The 19,027-nt window shown below is 48.8% G+C and carries 16 protein-coding genes and 1 pseudogene; 7 read left to right on the top strand and 10 right to left on the bottom strand.

What is annotated here, in order from left to right; genetic code table 11:
• Positions 1 to 68: 68 nt before the first annotated feature.
• Positions 69 to 3,185, top strand: coding sequence for a multidrug efflux RND transporter permease AcrD (gene acrD / locus HA51_RS19280; RefSeq protein ID WP_084936200.1), 3,117 nt, complete (start codon positions 69 to 71; stop codon positions 3,183 to 3,185).
• Between the two features lie 98 nt (positions 3,186 to 3,283).
• On the opposite strand, the gene ypfM is transcribed toward acrD, so the two are convergent.
• From ypfM to HA51_RS26980, 3 genes and pseudogenes are all read right to left on the bottom strand, one after another.
• Positions 3,284 to 3,343: a protein YpfM gene (gene ypfM, locus HA51_RS27810; protein WP_139810705.1), complete on the bottom strand. Its 60-nt coding sequence runs from the start codon at positions 3,341 to 3,343 to the stop codon at positions 3,284 to 3,286.
• A gap of 722 nt (positions 3,344 to 4,065) precedes the next feature.
• Positions 4,066 to 5,190 (bottom strand): GTP pyrophosphokinase, encoded by a 1,125-nt coding sequence (locus tag HA51_RS19275; protein ID WP_139810703.1) that lies wholly within the window; start codon positions 5,188 to 5,190, stop codon positions 4,066 to 4,068.
• Positions 5,191 to 5,335: 145 nt separating this feature from the next.
• Positions 5,336 to 6,454, bottom strand: a pseudogene (locus HA51_RS26980) (IS3 family transposase).
• A 315-nt stretch (positions 6,455 to 6,769) separates the two neighbouring features.
• Between HA51_RS26980 and HA51_RS19255 the strand changes: the two are divergent.
• Positions 6,770 to 7,150: a hypothetical protein gene (locus HA51_RS19255; RefSeq protein ID WP_211282968.1), complete on the top strand. Its 381-nt coding sequence runs from the start codon at positions 6,770 to 6,772 to the stop codon at positions 7,148 to 7,150.
• Positions 7,151 to 7,233: 83 nt separating this feature from the next.
• On the opposite strand, the gene HA51_RS19250 is transcribed toward HA51_RS19255, so the two are convergent.
• Positions 7,234 to 7,959: an HNH endonuclease gene (locus tag HA51_RS19250; RefSeq protein WP_084936197.1), complete on the bottom strand. Its 726-nt coding sequence runs from the start codon at positions 7,957 to 7,959 to the stop codon at positions 7,234 to 7,236.
• Positions 7,960 to 8,652: 693 nt separating this feature from the next.
• On the opposite strand from HA51_RS19250, the gene HA51_RS19240 reads away from it, so the two are divergent.
• The 5 genes from HA51_RS19240 (at position 8,653) to HA51_RS19220 (ending at position 12,256) form a co-directional block, all read left to right on the top strand.
• A complete protein-coding gene (locus HA51_RS19240; protein ID WP_084936195.1) occupies positions 8,653 to 9,357 on the top strand; it encodes a hypothetical protein in 705 nt (234 codons plus the stop codon).
• A gap of 110 nt (positions 9,358 to 9,467) precedes the next feature.
• Positions 9,468 to 10,262, top strand: coding sequence for a hypothetical protein (locus HA51_RS19235; RefSeq protein WP_084936194.1), 795 nt, complete (start codon positions 9,468 to 9,470; stop codon positions 10,260 to 10,262).
• 295 nt (positions 10,263 to 10,557) lie between these two features.
• The gene (locus tag HA51_RS19230) at positions 10,558 to 10,917 is read left to right on the top strand and encodes an ArsC family reductase (protein ID WP_084936193.1); all 360 of its coding nucleotides are present in this window, start codon (positions 10,558 to 10,560) and stop codon (positions 10,915 to 10,917) included.
• Position 10,918: 1 nt separating this feature from the next.
• Positions 10,919 to 12,046, top strand: a complete 1,128-nt coding sequence (gene dapE / locus HA51_RS19225; protein ID WP_084936192.1) for a succinyl-diaminopimelate desuccinylase — start codon at positions 10,919 to 10,921, stop codon at positions 12,044 to 12,046.
• Between the two features lie 21 nt (positions 12,047 to 12,067).
• Positions 12,068 to 12,256: a YpfN family protein gene (locus HA51_RS19220; protein ID WP_084936191.1), complete on the top strand. Its 189-nt coding sequence runs from the start codon at positions 12,068 to 12,070 to the stop codon at positions 12,254 to 12,256.
• Between the two features lie 160 nt (positions 12,257 to 12,416).
• On the opposite strand, the gene ypfH is transcribed toward HA51_RS19220, so the two are convergent.
• The 6 genes from ypfH to dapA all read right to left on the bottom strand — a co-directional run bounded on the left by ypfH (position 12,417) and on the right by dapA (position 18,991).
• Positions 12,417 to 13,112: an esterase gene (ypfH, locus tag HA51_RS19215; RefSeq protein ID WP_084936190.1), complete on the bottom strand. Its 696-nt coding sequence runs from the start codon at positions 13,110 to 13,112 to the stop codon at positions 12,417 to 12,419.
• A 73-nt stretch (positions 13,113 to 13,185) separates the two neighbouring features.
• A complete protein-coding gene (locus tag HA51_RS19210) occupies positions 13,186 to 15,147 on the bottom strand; it encodes a tRNA(Met) cytidine acetyltransferase TmcA (protein WP_084936189.1) in 1,962 nt (653 codons plus the stop codon).
• A complete protein-coding gene (gene ypfJ, locus HA51_RS19205) occupies positions 15,147 to 16,013 on the bottom strand; it encodes a KPN_02809 family neutral zinc metallopeptidase (RefSeq protein WP_084936188.1) in 867 nt (288 codons plus the stop codon). The genes HA51_RS19210 and ypfJ overlap by 1 nt, the downstream gene beginning before the upstream one ends.
• A 195-nt stretch (positions 16,014 to 16,208) precedes the next feature.
• Entirely contained in the window at positions 16,209 to 16,922 is a 714-nt protein-coding gene (purC, locus tag HA51_RS19200; protein WP_034825771.1) for a phosphoribosylaminoimidazolesuccinocarboxamide synthase, read from the bottom strand.
• 144 nt (positions 16,923 to 17,066) lie between these two features.
• On the bottom strand, positions 17,067 to 18,098 hold the full coding sequence (gene bamC, locus HA51_RS19195) for an outer membrane protein assembly factor BamC (protein WP_084936187.1): 1,032 nt from the start codon (positions 18,096 to 18,098) through the stop codon (positions 17,067 to 17,069).
• Between the two features lie 14 nt (positions 18,099 to 18,112).
• On the bottom strand, positions 18,113 to 18,991 hold the full coding sequence (gene dapA / locus HA51_RS19190; RefSeq protein ID WP_084936186.1) for a 4-hydroxy-tetrahydrodipicolinate synthase: 879 nt from the start codon (positions 18,989 to 18,991) through the stop codon (positions 18,113 to 18,115).
• Positions 18,992 to 19,027: the final 36 nt, after the last annotated feature.

The raw sequence follows: 19,027 nt of genomic DNA, 5'->3' as shown, positions 1-19,027 counted from the left end.
GAGGCTATCTGCGCTTCTCGTTTCAAATAATAAAAGTAAAAAATACGCAGCTGAGGAGTGTCGGTTCCATGTCGAATTTTTTTATCGACCGCCCCATTTTTGCCTGGGTTCTGGCTATTTTGCTTTGCTTATGCGGCACACTAGCGATCATCTCACTGCCGATTGAGCAGTATCCCGATCTTGCACCACCAAACGTCCGTATCACGGCGAACTACCCCGGTGCCTCTGCTGAAACGCTGGAGAACACGGTCACGCAAGTTATCGAGCAGAACATGACCGGCATCGATAATTTGATGTACATGTCCTCTAACAGCAGTAATACCGGTCAGGCGCAAATCACCCTCACCTTTACCGCAGGCACCGATCCTGATGAAGCGCGTCAACAGGTGCAAAACCAGCTGCAAACGGCATTACGTAAGCTGCCCGCTGCGGTGCAATCGCAAGGCGTAACGGTCAATAAAACCGGTGATAGCAATATTTTGATGATTGCGTTTGTTTCTACCGATGGAAGTATGGACAAACAGGATATTGCAGATTATGTCGCCAGTAACATTCAGGATCCGCTGAGTCGTATTGATGGTGTCGGTGAAGTCGACGCCTACGGTTCGCAATATGCCATGCGTATTTGGCTCGATCCTAACAAACTGATCGCCTATGCACTGACCACCGATGATGTGGTCAGTGCGATTGAGTCGCAGAATACGCAAGTCGCTGTAGGTCAGGTCGGCGGCTTACCGTCCGTGGACAAACAAGCGCTCAACGCCACGGTCAATGCGCAGTCAATGCTGCAGACACCCGAGCAATTCCGTGGCATCACGCTGAAAACCAACACCGATGGTTCCGTGGTCACGCTGGGTGATGTTGCCAGCGTCACCATGGGCGCTGAGAAGTATGATTACCTGAGCCGTTACAACGGCCAGGCGGCTTCCGGTCTCGGCATCAAGTTGGCCTCCGGCGCCAATGAGATGAATACTGATAAGCTGGTGCGCGCCCGCGTTGAAGAGCTATCACACTACTTCCCGCACGGGCTGGAAGCCAAAGTGGCGTTTGAAACCACTCCCTTCGTCAAGGCCTCAATCACTGACGTGGTGAAGACCCTGCTGGAAGCGATCCTGCTGGTTTTCCTCGTGATGTATCTGTTCTTGCAGAATTTCCGCGCCACACTGATCCCCACCATCGCGGTGCCGGTGGTGTTGCTCGGCACCTTTGCGGTGCTCTACGCCTGCGGTTTCAGTATTAACACCCTCACCATGTTTGCCATGGTGCTCGCGATCGGGCTTTTGGTAGATGATGCCATCGTGGTGGTGGAGAACGTTGAGCGCATCATGAGCGAGGAAGGCCTGTCACCACGCGCCGCCACGCGAAAATCGATGGGCCAGATTCAGGGCGCATTGGTCGGGATTGCGCTGGTGCTGTCGGCGGTCTTTGTCCCTATGGCCTTCTTCGGCGGCACGGTTGGGGCTATCTACCGCCAGTTCTCAATCACCATCGTTTCTGCCATGGTGTTGTCAGTTCTGGTGGCGATGATTCTGACCCCAGCCCTGTGTTCGACCCTGCTCAAGCCATTAGAACAAGGGCAGCATCACGGTCGTCGTGGCTTCTTCGGTTGGTTTAACCGCATGTTTAACGCCAGTGCTGAGCGCTATGAGCGTGGCGTGGCCCGTATTCTGGTGAAGGGTGGGCGCTGGTTGCTGCTCTATCTTGGCATTATCGGCATCATGGCATTCCTGTTTATTCGCCTGCCCACCTCATTCCTGCCGCTGGAAGACCGAGGCGTATTTCTGACGCAGGTGCAACTGCCGCCAGGAGCAACCTTACAGCAGACGTCAAACGTGGTCGCGAAGGTTGAAAACTACTACATGACCGCCGAGAAAGATAACGTGCTCTCCGTGTTCTCAACCATTGGTGCCGGTCCGGGTGGTAACGGTCAGAACGTGGCACGTCTGTTCGTGCGATTAAAGGATTGGGAAGATCGTCCGGGCAGCGACCGTACTTCATTCGCGATCATTGACCGTGCGACCCAAGCCTTCAAAAAGATTAAAGAAGGACGCGTGATTGCCAGCAGCCCACCAGCCATTACCGGTATGGGTAGCTCCTCCGGTTTCGATATGGAGTTGCAGGATCACGGCGGTGTTGGCCATACGCAGTTGATGGCGATGCGTGACAAGCTGCTTGAGCTGGCCGACAGCAATCCTGCCTTGTCGCGCGTGCGCCACAATGGCCTCGATGACAGCCCGCAGTTGCAGATCGATGTCGATCAGCGCAAAGCGCAGGCGCTCGGCGTTTCACTCGATACCATCAACGACACGTTAACCACGGCCTGGGGTTCAACTTACGTCAATGACTTCCTCGACCGGGGTCGTGTGAAGAAAGTCTACGTCCAGGCAGCACCCGAGTTCCGCATGCTGCCAGACGACGTGAACAAATGGTATGTACGCAACAACAGCGGCACCATGGTGCCCTTCTCCGCCTTCGCAACGAGCCACTGGGAGACGGGTTCGCCGCGTCTGGAACGTTACAACGGCTATTCCGCGGTTGAGATTGTCGGTGAAGCCGCGAACGGCGTCAGTAGCGGAACTGCAATGGATGTGATGGAGAAACTGGTGGGCCAATTGCCGCTGGGCGTCGGTTTACAGTGGACTGGCGCGTCTTATCAGGAACGTCTTTCTGGTTCACAGGCTCCCGCACTGTATGCCGTTTCGCTGCTGGTGGTGTTCTTGTGCTTGGCCGCCTTGTATGAGAGCTGGTCAATCCCGTTCTCCGTCATGCTGGTGGTGCCACTTGGCGTGGTGGGTGCGCTGGTGGCCACCTATGTGCGTGGGCTGGAGAACGATGTGTATTTCCAGGTAGGTTTGCTGACGGTGATCGGTTTGTCCGCCAAGAATGCCATTCTGATTGTGGAATTCGCCAACGAAATCAACAGTAAAGGCCGTGAGTTGTTCGAGGCCACGCTGGAGGCCTCACGCCAGCGTCTGCGCCCGATTCTGATGACGTCGCTGGCGTTTATCTTCGGCGTGTTGCCGATGGCTATCAGCAGCGGTGCGGGTTCGGGGAGCCAGCATGCAGTGGGAACCGGTGTCATGGGCGGGATGATCTCTGCCACTGTGCTGGCTATCTTCTTTGTGCCGCTGTTCTTTGTACTGGTGCGTCGACGCTTCCCGCTCAAAGAGAAGCCGCACGACTAAAGCCAATAAAAAAGCCGCTATGTTGTCATAGCGGCTTTATTGCTTTGTGTGGCAAGAATTACAGCAAGTTGGGAGTGCCCTGCTTTTCTCTTCGCGTATTACTTACGTAACATCGCTTCAATAAATTCTTTCCAGTTTCCCAATTCGGTGTCGACCATCATACCCTCTCTTATTGTAGTGAGAATTCTACGCCGTTTTTTTCTACAGGTGAATACGTTTCCACCACTCATCACCATCGGCAAAAGCTCATAAAAGCGCCAAATTGTCGAAAATGCGTACTGACGCACACTTCAGCAACCCCTTAACACCCATAGAAAAAATCACGGAAGTTATCAGCTAGCACATTTTCACGATTAAGATAATTCTTAGCTTACTGATGATGCCGTTGGCAATTATTCATGACGTTAATGAAAGCGTTTACTGGATCTAATTAATGATATTGATGACAGCGAAATAATCATGAAAAAACAAATAAATCGCGGGGCCAACGGCCGCAGTGGTCACAGCCAGCCGAGCGCTATGGTAAACTCGCGCTTTATTTTTTACAGGGCAGGAATCAGCGATGACAGCGCAGTGGGTGATGTATGGCATTAAAATACACAGTACTTAACACCTAAATTTTTCAATACTTAAATCATTCTATATGCTTATGATTTTAATAAATTTTATCTCAATGTAATGTTTCTCTTCTTTCTAACCTTTAAGTTCCTACCCTCACAACCTATCGTTCCAATTCTCGACTTGAACCTAGTGAACGTAAGCTATTCAAGAAGTTTCGGGAAAGACTCGCTTGCCTTTAGAAGCCCCCGATCCGGAACAGTATTTGATCTAAACAAAAAGGCCACCTAACAGGTGGCCTCTCTATGTTAAAGAACCTATATTATTGGTTACTTGCAGCAAAGGTTCTAACCAGTCGGATTGCTTGCTCTTCATCCATAAAATTAGAGTAAAAATCTCTCATTTTGTCAGCTTCATCTTCATCTTCATCCCCCACTAGTGCCCAATTAAGTGGGTCTTTCCTGCTTAAACCTTGATAATTATTAATTAACATTATATCGCGTAGGAAACCATATATGTTGTTATCCGGTGCAAATTCCTTAGATACCTCAACATAATTTTCGGGAATTGAATCAGCAATTGCTTTGAAGTCATTAAGACCAGTATATTTCAATTCTTCAATTATATCTGTAGTAGTTGAACCGCCCCAATCTTTCACAGGCGTTAATTCCAAGCCAATCTGATTGCTAATATCTTGAACAAACTTGAAAAGACTTATTGAGTTTATACCCTGAGTGAACAATTGTTCTAAATCATTATTCTTGATTGAATCCTTATACTCTTCAATAGATTCAACTATTTCCGAGAAACCTTCATCAGCAATTTCAAGCATACCTGAATACAAGTTGATTTTTCTTTGGATCCGCATGGGCAAGTTTGAGCCAAGTTTATAATTTCTATCATGAGTTAACTCAGCCCAAGCATGTTGTAACATGGTTCTAACTTGAATCTCACATTTTAGACCTGAGATATATTCATATTCTTGTAGAGAATTCCTTTCCTCGCCGATATCGCATACATAATGAACAGATCTATATCCAACTTTATCAGAGGATAATCTGCCTTCATTATCCATGCTATTTTTATCATCTATAGAAAAAGTTGATTTTATAATATTACTGACTTTAACTATATCTGAATCTAGATACAATATAACTCTCACACCAGAAACATCCGTTAAATCAATCTTGGGATTTTTATAGTTTTTTCTACCAACCTTTTCAATAATCCCTTCTTTCGTTTTTGTTCTATAACTCACAGAAAGATATTCAATATTATTTTGCTGTAAAAGATTTTCAATTATAAAAGCAATATGTTTACCTAGTAATTCAAACTTTGGTAAGGTTTCATCTATCCATAAAGGAAATTCATGTTCATTCATTTTGTTATGTTCTCCATTAAAAGCTTCGCTTTTATCACCACATAAGCCATTAGTGCTGCCGCTCAAGTCTTAACATTAAAGAACACTTATGTAAGAAAAATTCAACTATCAATTATGGTAGTTACAGTATCGAATACACTCTGGATATAGGAACGGACTTGTAAAGGTAACCTTGCACACCCTGACCTGCCCCCACTATTAGATACAACCTTCAGTTAGTAATGTCGGTTGATTTTTCTTCATGTTTCCCGTTTCGCCAGCTGCTGCAAATTCAGATGGCGTCTGGTAATTCAGCGATGAATGAGGTCTGGACTCGTTATAGTCCTGCCGCCAACCATTAATGATTTTCCGGGCATGTAGAACATCGCTGAACCAGTGCTCATTCAGGCATTCATCCCGAAAGCGACCGTTGAAACTCTCAATAAATCCGTTCTGAGTTGGCTTGCACGGCTAGATTAAGCGCAACTCAACACCATGTTCAAAGGCCCATTGATCCAGCGCGCGGCAGGTAAATTTCGGGCCCTGATCGGTTCTTATCGTTGCAGGATATCCACGAAACAGCGCAATGCTGTCCAGAATACGTGCGACCTGAACACCTAAAATCCCGAAAGCGGCGGTGATCGTCAGACACTCCTTCGTGAAATCATCCACACAGGTCAGGCACTTAATCCGGCGGCCGCTGGCAAGTGCATCCATGACAAAATCCATCGACCATGTCAGGTTCGGCGCATCCGGGCGAAGAAGCGGAAGCCGTTTAGTCGCCAGACCCTTACGGCGCCGCCTGCGTTTTACACTCATACCGTTAAGGTGATAGATGCGGTAAACCCGCTTGTGGTTGACGTGAAGGCCCTCCCGACGCAACAACTGCCAGATGCGCCGGTAACCAAACCGGCGGCGTTCAACTGCCAGCTCTGTGATCCGTAGAGACAGTTGCGCGTCAGCAGCCGGACGCTGAGCCGAATAACGGCAGGTTGAAAGTGACAGACCGGCCAGCCTGCAGGCACGGTGTTGCGACAGACCCGTTGTCTCACACATGACTTCCACGGCTTCCCGCTTCTGGTCTGCCGTCAGAACTTTCGGCCCAGAGCCACCTGGAGCGCCTCCTTATCCAGCATGGCTTCAGCGAGCAGCTTCTTAAGACGAGCGTTCTCCTCTTCAAGTGACTTGAACCGCTCCACTTCGGGGACTTCCATGCCGCCGAACTTCTTGCGCCAGGTGTAAAAGGCGGCGTCTGAAATGGCATGCTTGCGGCAGAGTTCCCGGCCGAAACCCCGGCTTCTGCCTCGCGGAGAATACTGATGATCTGTTCGTCGGAAAATCGCTTCTTCATGGGGATGTCCTCATGTGGCTTATGAAGACATTACTAACATGGCGGTGTATTAATCAACGGGGAGCAGATCAGTTCTCTTTGAAACTAAGCCTTTAGATGGCGAGAGACGCTATTTTTTCGGTAGGGTAACTAACAATGCGTACCACTTTGTACTTGATCAGCCCGTAAACATATTCGCTGTAGGTACATGGTTCGCACACCATCAAGAGATGATCGACGCCCACGACGGGGATATAGACAGGTTTGTTGATCAGTGTGAATTGCCGTTTTGACCTACTAGATTTAGCAGTATTGGCAATCGTTAAGAAGAGTAGAATGAATATTTCTAACTATAAACGAGATATGGCAATGAAACGGATCGTAATTGCTTTGATGTTCTTACCCATCACCACATGGGCTGCCTGTTTTGGCAGTGATGCATACCAAACTTGTACTGACGACTCAGGCAATACATACCAAGTACAGCGTTACGGCAACACAACCAATGTTCACGGATACAACTCAAGCACTGGTAACTCCTGGAATCAAAATACTACAAATTATGGTAATCAGACTGTAACTAATGGAACGGCTGCTAATGGTCAATCATGGAACAGCACGACCACCAACCTCGGCAACAGGAATTACATCGTAAACGGTACAAATTCTAACGGTGAATCTTTTTCACACAATTGTAACCAATTTGGCTGCAACTGATTCTATCTCGCCTTGAACCACGAAGTTTGCAGAACAACCGATAGTTACGGTTCATGGCGAGAAAATATATAGTACTTTCTTTCTCAAGATAATATAAGTGCTTTGAGAGCATCCAATCCTAGTTCATTGTCTTTGTATCTGTGTACCATAGCATGGCAATTTGGACATAAAGGTATTAAATCAGTCTCTGGATTCACTACATATCGTTTCCCTATTAGACTTATGGGTACAATATGATGCACATGAATGAATCCCTTACCATGCTCACCGTAAGTACGTTCAAAGTCGAAACCACATGCCTTACAGATAGCACCATGAATTTTTATGCATTTTTCTCTTGCATCTCTATTACGCTCATACGCATTAACTTGGATTAGTTTACGCGATCCTTCATGATATTTTAGCTCTGAATATTCTATTTCATCTGGAAGATATAGATAATCATCCTTGTAGGCGTACCAACCCCCATCTATAAACTTTAGCACCCTTCTTTCAACATCTTGCCCAATGGTCCCAACCTTTGGATTTTCATCATCACCAGATATGTTTTCTTGTGAGAATGTATAGAGTTCATAGCCCTGTTTTAGAAATTCTATATGCTTAATTGCCTCAGTATAACCGGGTTGTTTTCTTCCATCCTTAGTTTGCCAATCTTTGTGTAAAATCAGTGCTTTGTCATTATCCGTCTGATAATCCCATGCTCCAAAAATAACCATCTTCTTTTGGTGTTGTACATATGACCAATTATTTCGCCAGTTATTACACTCAGCACCAATAGATTCCATAAGATGTTGTTTTTTAAGAAACATTATCGATCCTTTATGTTCAGATATGATGCCACTCTGGCATTGTTCAGCAATAAATCAAGTACTTGAACTGCCCCGATGATCACGTCAATATGCTCAGTGATAGTACTAAGTTGAAAGTACATTTCTTCAGTAGGTTCCAGATAATGCCACATATCTTTAATTGTATGTTGAGAATAGTCTCTCAATTCAAGTATCAGCCCGTCTACGCCGTCAGCACTGATCCGTACTGAGTTGGTAATGTAATGTTAGTAAAATGTATCATCATCGTAAGTATTAACTTCAATTCTCATAGTAATTCCTCATTATGTATATGTAGATATTTACTATGAAAGTACAAAACCACACGTTATATGTACCTCTATACCTAAACAAGAAGTTGTATAAATTAGTATGTACTTCACCTATGACAGTACTAGGTACATCATCTGTGTACGTGTCTGTGACGTTCTGGAGGGTATATGAGCACTGAAGTGTGTTTACGGCATAGCTGAGCGTAGCGGCCTCTGTACCCTCTTCTGTGCGGTATAGTTGGGTATTGATGAAGACATCATCCTGTACTGTTAATGTACCGCCAGTACCCTTTACTTCACCGAACTTTCCGCCTGATATACCGTATGTTTTGTAGTCATTGATCATAGTGCTATTCCCCTGATTTTATGATATTTAATAGGTTTTCGGTAAAGGGATAAGACCATGATTGGTAAGGTGTGGAAGGTTGTTAAAGAAGTTGCTATTGGGATACTGTTAGTTCTTTCCTTGTGGCTTGTTGTAGATGGTGCATTAAGGGAAGTAGGTAGCTCATTCTCTTTCTGGAAATTCATCACTGAAGCCCTAAAGTTTGTCCCTTTACTTTCACTGTTAGTAGCATCGGTAGCTTTCTTTTTTTGGCAAGATCGCAAATTTCAAGAAAAAAGATTTGAACATTTCTTTCTTGCGTTCGAAAAAGCAAATCAAATATACGTTCATTTAAGACATGCGTACCACATACATAATAAGATTAGATTTATACTGAACAAGAAAGTGACTAAAAATGAAAAGTATGATAAATCGCAATGCGAAGAAATATTGAATAACTTAAGATTAGAATTAAAAACCATAGAAAAAGAATGCTTTGAATTTATGGGACTAATAAGCACACTAGACACCATTTACAACTCCAAAACATTAAGAAATAAAAGTGACGAGGCAAGAGAAACTTTCCACAACAGCCTACAAGGATTCAGTCGCCTTTTTGAAGAACCAAATTCACATTTGGATTTCTTAGTAGATCAAGATTTGTTAATTCACCCTCAATTTGGCATCGACAGTTTGGAGGAAAACTTTTATGCTTATCGAAAATTTATGAAATCTTTTAAACCATTCAATAGGTTTTCCATGAGATTTAATGATGAAATTTGATGAGTAATCCCCTCATAATTCAGGACAGCACAATTATTACTTATTTATTATTAATACACTAAGATCTCTTAATTCTTTCTCGGGAAAAGTCTAGGTTAAGGAATGGCAAAATGTTAGAACGCCTTTATAATTCTTTCGTTAAAGTGTCAGTTGCTATATTACTAGTATATGGCCTTCTTTTAATTGTAACTGCATCTTTGAAAACCGCTGGCATTATTGATAAGCCCGAAATATTTCTCATACTCGGTGCTTTCTTGAAAAAAATTCAATATGGTTCTGTTTCTGATTGGATAAGTAGTTTAAGTACATTCGGTACTTTAATCGTTGCATATATGGCATATAAAGCCGCACCTGATTGGATTAACAGAAAGAATGTTGAAGGTGGTAGCTCAATAGCTATCAACTTTATCTATAGGAAAATGAATAGTGCAGAAGAAGAGATCAGAATAGTTAGTACTTGCCTTGCTTCCATGATTAGGCTGGTTAAGTCCAAAAACGGTTTCCATGCTAAGCGAAAAAACGATGCAGTCATCACTGCCTTTCATAAATCAATGGTAAAAATTGCAAATTTATCAGACAGTATAAATGCTTCACTTTTAGAATTGCATCGCTTTGGTTGGAATCTGAAGGATGAATATAACGAAGATCTTTTAGACTTCTTAGGTAACAAATGGAACATAGATATATTTGACGAGAATATTGAGTATTTCTACTATTCAATTGAGGCTCATAAAAGAGGTGAAATAGGCGATTTTAATGATTTTACACTTGAAGAATCAATTATCCAGTTCGAAAACGAAGTCGCTGAATTCAAGCCTTTGCTTGAATCGTGGACTAAAGCGATAGAAAAAATTAGTTGTGCTTCAGGTACATACGATTCATTTTTCGACATCAACAAAAAATGATTTGCACCATAATAAGGCGTCTTTGGCAGACGCGGGGCAACTCAGACAGCAACATAGCGAGTGCGGCGAGCACGAGTAGTTGTTGTGAAGGCGTCAGTGCCCCTTGAAGGCTGATTTCCCGCTATCAACAATGAGTTCATAGTTGTTACAATCCAGACCCAGGGAAACACCTTTATTCTGTATGTATGCATTCAACCTAACTTCCTGACGATCAAGACCATCGCCTGACGCTTGAAGTTCTGAACTGATAGGGCAATACAGGAAACACTTACGCATTTATGAGTACCCAAAAATTATGTATAAGCTCTATGGTATTAAAAATTGCGACACCATAAAAAAAGCACGCACCTCTTTAACCGCATCCGGCATCGACTATCGTTTTCACGATTATCGCGTGGACGGCATTGATGATGCGCTGCTGCAATCCTTTATCGACCAAGTGGGCTATGAAGTGCTGCTGAACACGCGCGGCACCACCTGGCGGAAACTGCCAGAAGCCGAACGTGATGCGATTATCGATGCGGCCAGCGCGAAAGCACTGATGCTAGCCCAGCCTGCCATCATTAAACGCCCAGTGCTGTCTGCGCCTAATGGCGACCTGCTGGTCGGTTTTAACGATTCCCTTTATCACGCGTTTATCCAGGAGAAGTCATAACATGTTCTGTCCGGTCATTGAGCTGGCTCAGCAGCTAATTCGTCGTCCGTCACTCAGCCCGGATGATGCCGGCTGTCAAGGACTGCTGGTTGCACGCCTTGAAGCGATTGGCTTTACGGTCGAACAGATGCACATCGGCGACACGCTGAACTTCTGGGCCACACGCGGCCAGGGCGAAACCCTGGCGTTTGCCGGTCATACTGACGTGGTGCCACCGGGTGATGCCAACCGTTGGATCAGTCCACCGTTTGAGCCTTCGATTCGTGACGGTATGCTGTTTGGCCGTGGTGCCGCGGATATGAAAGGTTCGCTGGCGGCGATGGTGGTCGCAGCAGAACGTTTTGTCGCGGCCAATCCACAACACAAAGGCCGCCTGGCATTTCTCATTACCTCTGACGAAGAAGCCAGTGCCGTCAATGGCACGGTGAAAGTGGTTGAGCGCTTAATGGCGCGCAACGAACGCATGGATTACTGCCTGGTGGGCGAACCTTCCAGTACTGAAATCGTTGGCGACGTGGTGAAGAATGGCCGTCGTGGCTCGATGACCGCCAATCTGACGATTCACGGCGTACAGGGCCACGTGGCTTATCCTCATCTGGCCGATAATCCTGTGCATCGTGCGATGCCAGCCCTGAATGAATTGGTGGCCACAGAATGGGATCAGGGTAACGAATTCTTCCCGCCCACCAGCATGCAGATTGCCAACGTACAGGCTGGAACCGGCAGCAATAACGTCATTCCTGGCGAGTTCTTTGTCCAGTTCAACTTCCGTTTTAGCACCGAACTGACCGACCAGATGATCAAAGAGCGCGTTGCTGCGCTGCTGGATCGTCATCAGTTGCGTTACACACTGGAGTGGAATGTTTCCGGTCAGCCCTTCCTGACGACACGCGGCAAGCTGGTTGATGCCGTAGTGAACGCCGTTGCGCACTATAATGAAATTAAGCCACAGTTGTTGACCACGGGCGGCACCTCCGATGGGCGTTTCATCGCGCGGATGGGTGCACAGGTCGTGGAACTGGGCCCGGTGAATGCCACCATTCATAAGATTAATGAGTGCGTGAAAGCGTCAGATTTGCAGATGCTCAGCCGTATGTATCAGCGCATCATGGAACAGTTGATCGCCTAAGCACGCTAAAGGAGCAATGGGATGGAATTCTTTAAAGAGTACTGGTGGATCTTAGTGATCCTGCTGATGGTGGGTATTTTAATGAACGTTTATAAAGACCTAAAACGTATCGACCATAAAAAGTTCATGGACAACAAACCGGATCTACCCCCACATCGCGACTTCAACGATAAATGGGACGATGAAGACGACTGGCCGAAGAAGAAGTAATCACGGTTAAAATGTCTCTATAACCGTAGCGGCGCGATGTATTGCGCATGATTGCAAATGTTCCTGTAACCGTAGCGGCGCGATTTATCGCGTGTATTTGCAGCAATGTTGCTGCCAGGTGCGCGCTAGATCGCACCGCTACGAGAGAGCAAAGAATTCTCTACATCATCATCACCACATCATCATCACCTGGCTTGGCACCGCTGAGCGCCTCATCAAAATAACGACGTGGAACGGTATAGCGCAAATGATTGAGCGCTAACTGCATCCCGCGATCGTCAATCGCATGTGGTAAGTCGTCCACCACATCCAACGTCACATCGCCTCCAAGAGCCGTCAAGCGTTGCATCGCCGCTTCAGCATGCTCCAGCGGGATCTGTTCATCGTAATCACCGTGAATCAGATGCAGGGTATTACGTGAACTGGCGCGCTCTGGCAACGTGGCATAACGACCACTGAACACAATCGCCCTGCCTGCCAGATCGGCATGTGCTTTTACCCCTTCGAGCACCATGATCCCACCCTGAGAAAAACCGACCAGCGCAGTGGCCTCGGGTCTCACGCCGCTCGCCTGCTGCCAGTGACGAACCGACTCAACAAACATCGGCATCACGGCATTCACACCTTGCTGTTCCGAGCGATCGTGCGTTGGGATGTCAGCGTACCACTGGCGGCCTTGCGGCACGGTACCGGGATAAGGTGCCCCTACCGCGACGACCTGCGATTGTGGAAATGCTTTCGCAAACCAGCTGCCGATTTGCGCCATGGAATCAGGATTATCATTTACGCCGTGATACAGCAGAAAGAGCTGTGCAGCCTGCGTGGGTTGCTGAACAATTACATATTGTAGTGCCATAAGATCCTCCTCAAATCACTATACGCCGCTGAAGCCGAAGTGATATTGGGAAAATTTGAACGAGATAATGGATTTATTGCAACGACGATAATTGTTGGCGCCACTGCACTGCCCGTTCGGCATCGCACCGTATTAAGGCGTCACCCGTCTCCTGCCGCAGCCGCTCTATCACTGCTTTGCGCCCACTCAGATTGGCTTGCCGGGACACATCAGTTAGCGTTTGTTTTTGTACCAGGATCGCAGAAAGAAGAGGTTGAGGAGAGGTGCGCACCAGACGTTGCAACACCGCATAGCTGGCCTCATAAGGTCGCTGAGCCCAGGCAAATCCCGCCAGTAATGGCCAGTCATCGTCGTTGAGTGCCTGGTCCTGTTCACTTTTGTCGAAGGCAAGATCGATGATGTCGCCTAACCACTGACTATCGCGCTTCAGTCGCTGTTCAGCCCGTTGCTGCAATTGCTCTCCCGCAGGTGAAATGGCCCGTATGGCCATCGCGGCATAGCAACCGCTGCTGGCCTCGCGCTGTGAACCGATGCGTACCAGCTTGAAGCCACAACGTTGCCAGAATTGCCATAACGCATCGGTATAGCCAAAACTGACAGAGAGAAAATCACAGCCTTGTGCGTGTTGATAGGCCGATTCGACCAACGCTTTTCCGATGCCGGATAGCCGCTGCGCCGCCTGCACGGCAATTCGGCTAATACGCTGCGAGCGCAACGTTGCCGATTCGGCAAAGCCAGCATGGGCCGCCATCGACTGAGCCACCAGGTTACCGCGCGGACGGCGTAATCCCGCCCACACCGCATCAGCAAGCTGCGGGTCCATTCCCCCTTCTTCCACTAACCACAAGGCGCCCACGATATTTTTGCGTTGGCCTGCCAGCCAGAAGCGCATGCCCGGCGCATCAAGCATGCGTCTCAGGTCTAAGGGAGAGGTTCGATAGTGAGCGCTCGCCAGTAAGCGATAGCCCTGCTCCAGCGAATGAAAATCAGGCTCTGCGGGGAAAATCGTTATCTCTTCTCCGGCTGTGCATTCTACTGCATCCTCAAAAAGCAGTGCCTGGCTGAGCCACTGTTCCAGCGGATCGCGCGCTGACCAGCGCAAAGGTTCATCAAGCTGAAAATAACGCACCTGTTCCAGGCTGGCGCAAAAGCGCAGCATGAATCCGCGCCCCGTGCCCTCGTAGCCCTGCACCGTGGTAGTAAGCAGCACACGCGGAAAACGTTGCACCAATTGAAAAAGCAAAGGTGCAGGTATGGCAGCGGCTTCATCAACAATCAGCCACTGTGCCTGCGGGGGATATTCTGCTGCCAGAATGGCATCGGGTGCCATAAAGTGAAAATGCTCACCGGCGAACTCGGCCAACACCTGAGTTGAGACTTTGCCCGGTGCAGTCACCAGACAGTGTTGATTATGCTGGGCCAGCATTCCGGCCAGCGCTGATTTACCGCGCCCACGCGCAGCGGTGATCACTGCAACCCCAGACTGCATCGCGATGAGCTGTTGCAGAATCTGCGCCTGCTGCTGCGGAGCCTGACAATGCCATGTCGGCAAGTTCAGTGACTCAGGTTCACGCTCAGGATGATGCTGACGTAACAACTTCACCTGCGGGTCAGCTGATATCAGCTGTTGCAGATGTTGAACGAAGTGCGGGGTTGCAATCGGCTCGGCGACATCCGCCCAACGCACGCTATCACCATCCGGTTGTGTCGCCCAGCATGACCAGGGGGGAGTCAGCAACAACAGCCAGCTTCCCGCCCGGAGCGTTCCCGCCAGTGCGGCGAAGGATTCAGCATGGAAACCGCAGCGAGCATCGAAAATGCCATGCTGGAATTCACGGCCCAGCAGGTTGCGGAGTGCGCTGGGTGAGACTGATTGAGAAAAATCCTCGGCGTCGCTAAGGATAAGCCAGTCGCCAGGGAGTGCGTCACGCCATGCAACCGCCTGCTGCATAGCCCAATCAGATTCACCGGCTATCACACACAAACGGCGAATTCCCGCACGCTGCATGGCGGCGGTCATGTCAGCTAACAACATCAGTTTGTCGCGAAGGTATTGCAATCGCCCGGATTGCCGCTATCGAACCCGCGTTTGAACCACGTATAGCGCTGCTGCGAAGTCCCGTGCGTAAAGCTGTCTGGCACCACTCGCCCTTGGCTTTTTTGTTGCAGACGGTCGTCACCAATGGCTTCAGCTGCATTCAGTGCTTTTTGTAAATCGCCCACTTCCAGCATGTTTTGCTGCTGGACATAGTGCCCCCACACGCCTGCAAAACAGTCAGCCTGCAGCTCCATTTTTACTGATAGCTGATTAGCCTGTGCCTGGCTGGCACCTTGCTGCATCTGACGGACTTTGGACTCAATACCGAGCAATTTCTGAATATGATGGCCGACTTCATGGGCAATAACATAGCCTTGGGCAAAATCGCCACCCGCACCCAACTTGGTTTTCATGTCATCGTAGAATGACAGGTCGATATAAACCGTTTGGTCAGCCGGGCAGTAAAACGGCCCCATGGCTGACTGGCCCGTTCCACAGTTGGTTGAGGTGTAATTGCGATACATCACCAGCTTAGGCGGGACATACTGTTTGCCCATTTTCTGAAACAGCGTGCTCCAGGTCTCCTCGGTGGTAGCCAGTATCACCTTGGTGAATTTGGCATCCTCGTTGTCCTGTGCCGAGTTAACCGGTCGCTGCTGCTGTTGCGTAACCGGCGCGCCACCTTCAAACAATGCAGTGAGGTCATAACCGTAATAGCCGGCCACTGCCACCACGATCAGCAGGATGATGCCGCCTTTGCCACGCGGTATGCGAATTTGTCGCCCGCCGCCGCCACCTAATCCCGGTGAGTCATTGCGACGATCTTCTACATTGTCGCTCTCACGACGACCTTGCCAGCGCATGGCCTGCTCCTGTTTAAACGGTTTTTCATGATTTTAGTTGGCGGCATCGCGAAGCACCAGCGTTGCGGCACAAGCGTAGCGAGATTGAGAGAAAGGAGGCGTATTAGAGAACGTGCAGGAAAAATAAAAGGGCGTCATCAATGACGCCCCTACGACAGAATTTCGCTGGTGCTGAATAACATGCACCGATGAAACTTAGTCCAGCTTCACACCCAGGCGGTGTGCCACTTCTTCATACGCTTCGATCAGGCCGCCGAGGCTCTGACGGAAACGGTCTTTGTCCATTTTGTCCATGGTCTCTTTGTCCCACAGACGTGCACCGTCTGGCGAAAACTCATCGCCCAACGTCACTTCGCCATTAAACAAACCGAACTCCAGCTTGAAGTCGACGAGGATCAAGCCCGCATCATCAAACAGTTTGCTCAGTACGTCGTTGGCTTTGAAAGTCAGTTCCTGCATGCGTGCCAGATTGGCTTTACTCACCCAGCCAAAGGTCTCGCAGTAGGATTCGTTGACCATCGGGTCGTGTTTGGCGTCATCTTTCAGGAAGAGATCAAACAGCGGTGGATTGAGCAGCATGCCCTCTTCCACGCCCAGACGTTTTACCAGCGATCCTGCCGCACGGTTGCGCACTACGCACTCCACCGGCACCATCTCCAGTTTTTTCACCAGCGCTTCGTTATCCGACAGCAGCGCTTCCATCTGGGTCGGAATGCCCGCTTCCTGCAGTTTGGTCATAATGAAATGGTTGAACTTATTGTTCACCATTCCTTTGCGATCAAATTGCTCGATTCGTGCACCGTCTCCTGCTGACGTATCGTTGCGGAATTCAAGTACCAGCAGATCCGGATTATCGGTGCTGTATACGGTTTTCGCTTTACCGCGATACAACTCAGCTCGCTTTTGCATCTCATTAACTCCAAACATGAAAGAACCCGTGTTCAGCGGTGTTTCACCGCGCGATGACTGCCTGACGCAATCGTTTACTTCGCCGGGCGCTATTATGCCAAATCCAAAACAAAAAGGCCGGAGAATCTCCGGCCCTTTGGCAATTTATTTGTTCAGTGCACCCTGGAACACCGCCACCAGCGCATCGTTCTGCGCCTGAGTGAGCACGTGGCCCTTAGGATCAATGAACTGCAGACTGCTGCGGTTATCCAAATCACCAACCTGCAATTTGTAATCGCCGTTTGGCAGCTCAGGATCTTTCGCACCAATCGCGTCAAACGCGCTACTGCCTGGCTGTTTGTAGGTGACTTTCAGACTGCCCTGCGAGCGGTTGTCATCGGTCACTTCCATGCCCACGCGCTTCAGTGCCGCTGGCAGACGTTGCCAGGTCACGTTAAACGGTGAACGCAGCACCAGCAATGGCAGGCCGGTATCATCAGCGCCGCTCTGGACATCAATCTGTCCGGTGGCGCGGCCTGCTGCGGCATCTGCACTGGCAGTATCGATCTTATCCAGACCGGTGCTGATATCGTTGAGCATTTGGCCGGTATAGCGCTGAATCTGCGCTGGCGACGTCACCGTTTCACCTTTCTGCTGCAGTTCCAGCAGACGTACGGTCAGCACCTGCTGATAGCTCTGGTTCTGAACGCTGATCTGGTAACGACCGCGATACTGGTTGTCTTCATCCGCACGGTTCCACTGTACCCAGTCGGTAGTCAGCTGCTGCCCAGCATCATCACGCTGTGCAATCGGGAACTTGTAAGACTGGATCACATTGACGACCTGTGACCAGATAGAACCGCGGCTGCTTTCCACTGCCAACACGGCCGTGTTGCCATTGAACTGTGCACGTGTGCCGTTCAGCAGTGCCAGTGGCTGGGCTGGCGGACGGATATCCAGCTCTTTGCCCACTGCGCCCTTAGCAACGGTATGCGGCACATCATAATCGCCATTCTGCAGCGGCAGAATCATGCCCGCTGGGGCTTTTAAATCATGCAGTTCAGGCGCCTGCAGGTAAGATTCATCACCGCTGACCTGGCGCTTATAACGCTGATCGCTGGAACAAGCTGTTAGCAGCATCAGGGTGGACAAACCCACCACGGTTGCCAGCGTCGAGCGCTTAACTGAATAACTCATTGATTCTCCCTAATTTATCGCAGACCCGCTTTGATCAGCGCCTGCGCCGTTTTCGCCTGACCCGCTTCAGTCAGTGGCGTCATCGGCAAGCGCAGCGTGTCATCTGCGATTAATCCTAGCTGTTTCGCTGCCCATTTAACCGGGATTGGATTCGGTTCACAGAAAAGCGTCTGGTGCAGGTGCATCAGACGCTGATTCAGGCGACGCGCTTCAGCAAATTGACCCTGTTGCGCCAGCGCACAGAGTTCAACCATTTCACGCGCTGCAATGTTGGCGGTAACCGAGATTACGCCATTGCCGCCCAGTTGCATGGAGTCTAACGCTGTGGCGTCATCGCCGCTAACGATAATGAACTCATCATTAACCAGCTCTTGGATCTGAGTAATGCGTGATAAGTTCCCGGTGGCCTCTTTAATTCCGATAATATTTTTAATTTCAGCCAGGCGGGCAACCGTTTCCGGCAGCATGTCGCAACCGGTTCGGGAAGGCACGTTGTACAGCATCTGCGGCAGGTCGGTGCTTTCAGCAATCGCTTTGAAGTGCTGGAACAAACCTTCCTGAGTCGGACGATTGTAGTAAGGCGTCACCGTCAGACAACCCACCACACCGGTGCCAGTAAAGCGCTTAGTGAGAGAGATACCTTCAGCAGTGGCATTGGCGCCGGTTCCGGCGATAACCGGAATACGACCATCAGCCAGTTCCAGAGTCTGCATCACCACATCACCATGTTCTTCATGGCTGAGGGTGGCAGATTCGCCGGTGGTGCCAACAGAAACAATTGCCGCAGTGCCGCTGGCAACATGATAATCAATCAGTTTTTTCAAACTCTCGCGGCAGACATTGCCTTTTTCATTCATTGGCGTAATGAGCGCAACAATACTTCCGGTGAACATGGGCTATCCCCTCGACAAACAAGTGCCTCATGTTAC

Origin of the sequence: Pantoea rwandensis, assembly GCF_002095475.1 — a bacterium.
Classification (GTDB): Bacteria; Pseudomonadota; Gammaproteobacteria; order Enterobacterales; family Enterobacteriaceae; genus Pantoea; species Pantoea rwandensis.
This window is presented reverse-complemented; position numbering and strand designations above follow the sequence as displayed.

Coding starts and splice junctions, on each gene's coding strand:
- dapE (WP_084936192.1), top strand. CDS start 10,919: ATGTTCTGTCCGGTCATTGAGCTGGCTCAGCAGCTAATTCGTCGTCCG.
- dapA (WP_084936186.1), bottom strand. CDS start 18,991: ATGTTCACCGGAAGTATTGTTGCGCTCATTACGCCAATGAATGAAAAA.
- HA51_RS19220 (WP_084936191.1), top strand. CDS start 12,068: ATGGAATTCTTTAAAGAGTACTGGTGGATCTTAGTGATCCTGCTGATG.
- HA51_RS19255 (WP_211282968.1), top strand. CDS start 6,770: ATGAATATTTCTAACTATAAACGAGATATGGCAATGAAACGGATCGTA.
- acrD (WP_084936200.1), top strand. CDS start 69: ATGTCGAATTTTTTTATCGACCGCCCCATTTTTGCCTGGGTTCTGGCT.
- ypfH (WP_084936190.1), bottom strand. CDS start 13,112: ATGGCACTACAATATGTAATTGTTCAGCAACCCACGCAGGCTGCACAG.
- HA51_RS19250 (WP_084936197.1), bottom strand. CDS start 7,959: ATGTTTCTTAAAAAACAACATCTTATGGAATCTATTGGTGCTGAGTGT.
- HA51_RS19240 (WP_084936195.1), top strand. CDS start 8,653: ATGATTGGTAAGGTGTGGAAGGTTGTTAAAGAAGTTGCTATTGGGATA.
- purC (WP_034825771.1), bottom strand. CDS start 16,922: ATGCAAAAGCGAGCTGAGTTGTATCGCGGTAAAGCGAAAACCGTATAC.
- HA51_RS19230 (WP_084936193.1), top strand. CDS start 10,558: ATGTATAAGCTCTATGGTATTAAAAATTGCGACACCATAAAAAAAGCA.
- bamC (WP_084936187.1), bottom strand. CDS start 18,098: ATGAGTTATTCAGTTAAGCGCTCGACGCTGGCAACCGTGGTGGGTTTG.
- HA51_RS19235 (WP_084936194.1), top strand. CDS start 9,468: ATGTTAGAACGCCTTTATAATTCTTTCGTTAAAGTGTCAGTTGCTATA.
- HA51_RS19210 (WP_084936189.1), bottom strand. CDS start 15,147: ATGTTGTTAGCTGACATGACCGCCGCCATGCAGCGTGCGGGAATTCGC.
- ypfJ (WP_084936188.1), bottom strand. CDS start 16,013: ATGCGCTGGCAAGGTCGTCGTGAGAGCGACAATGTAGAAGATCGTCGC.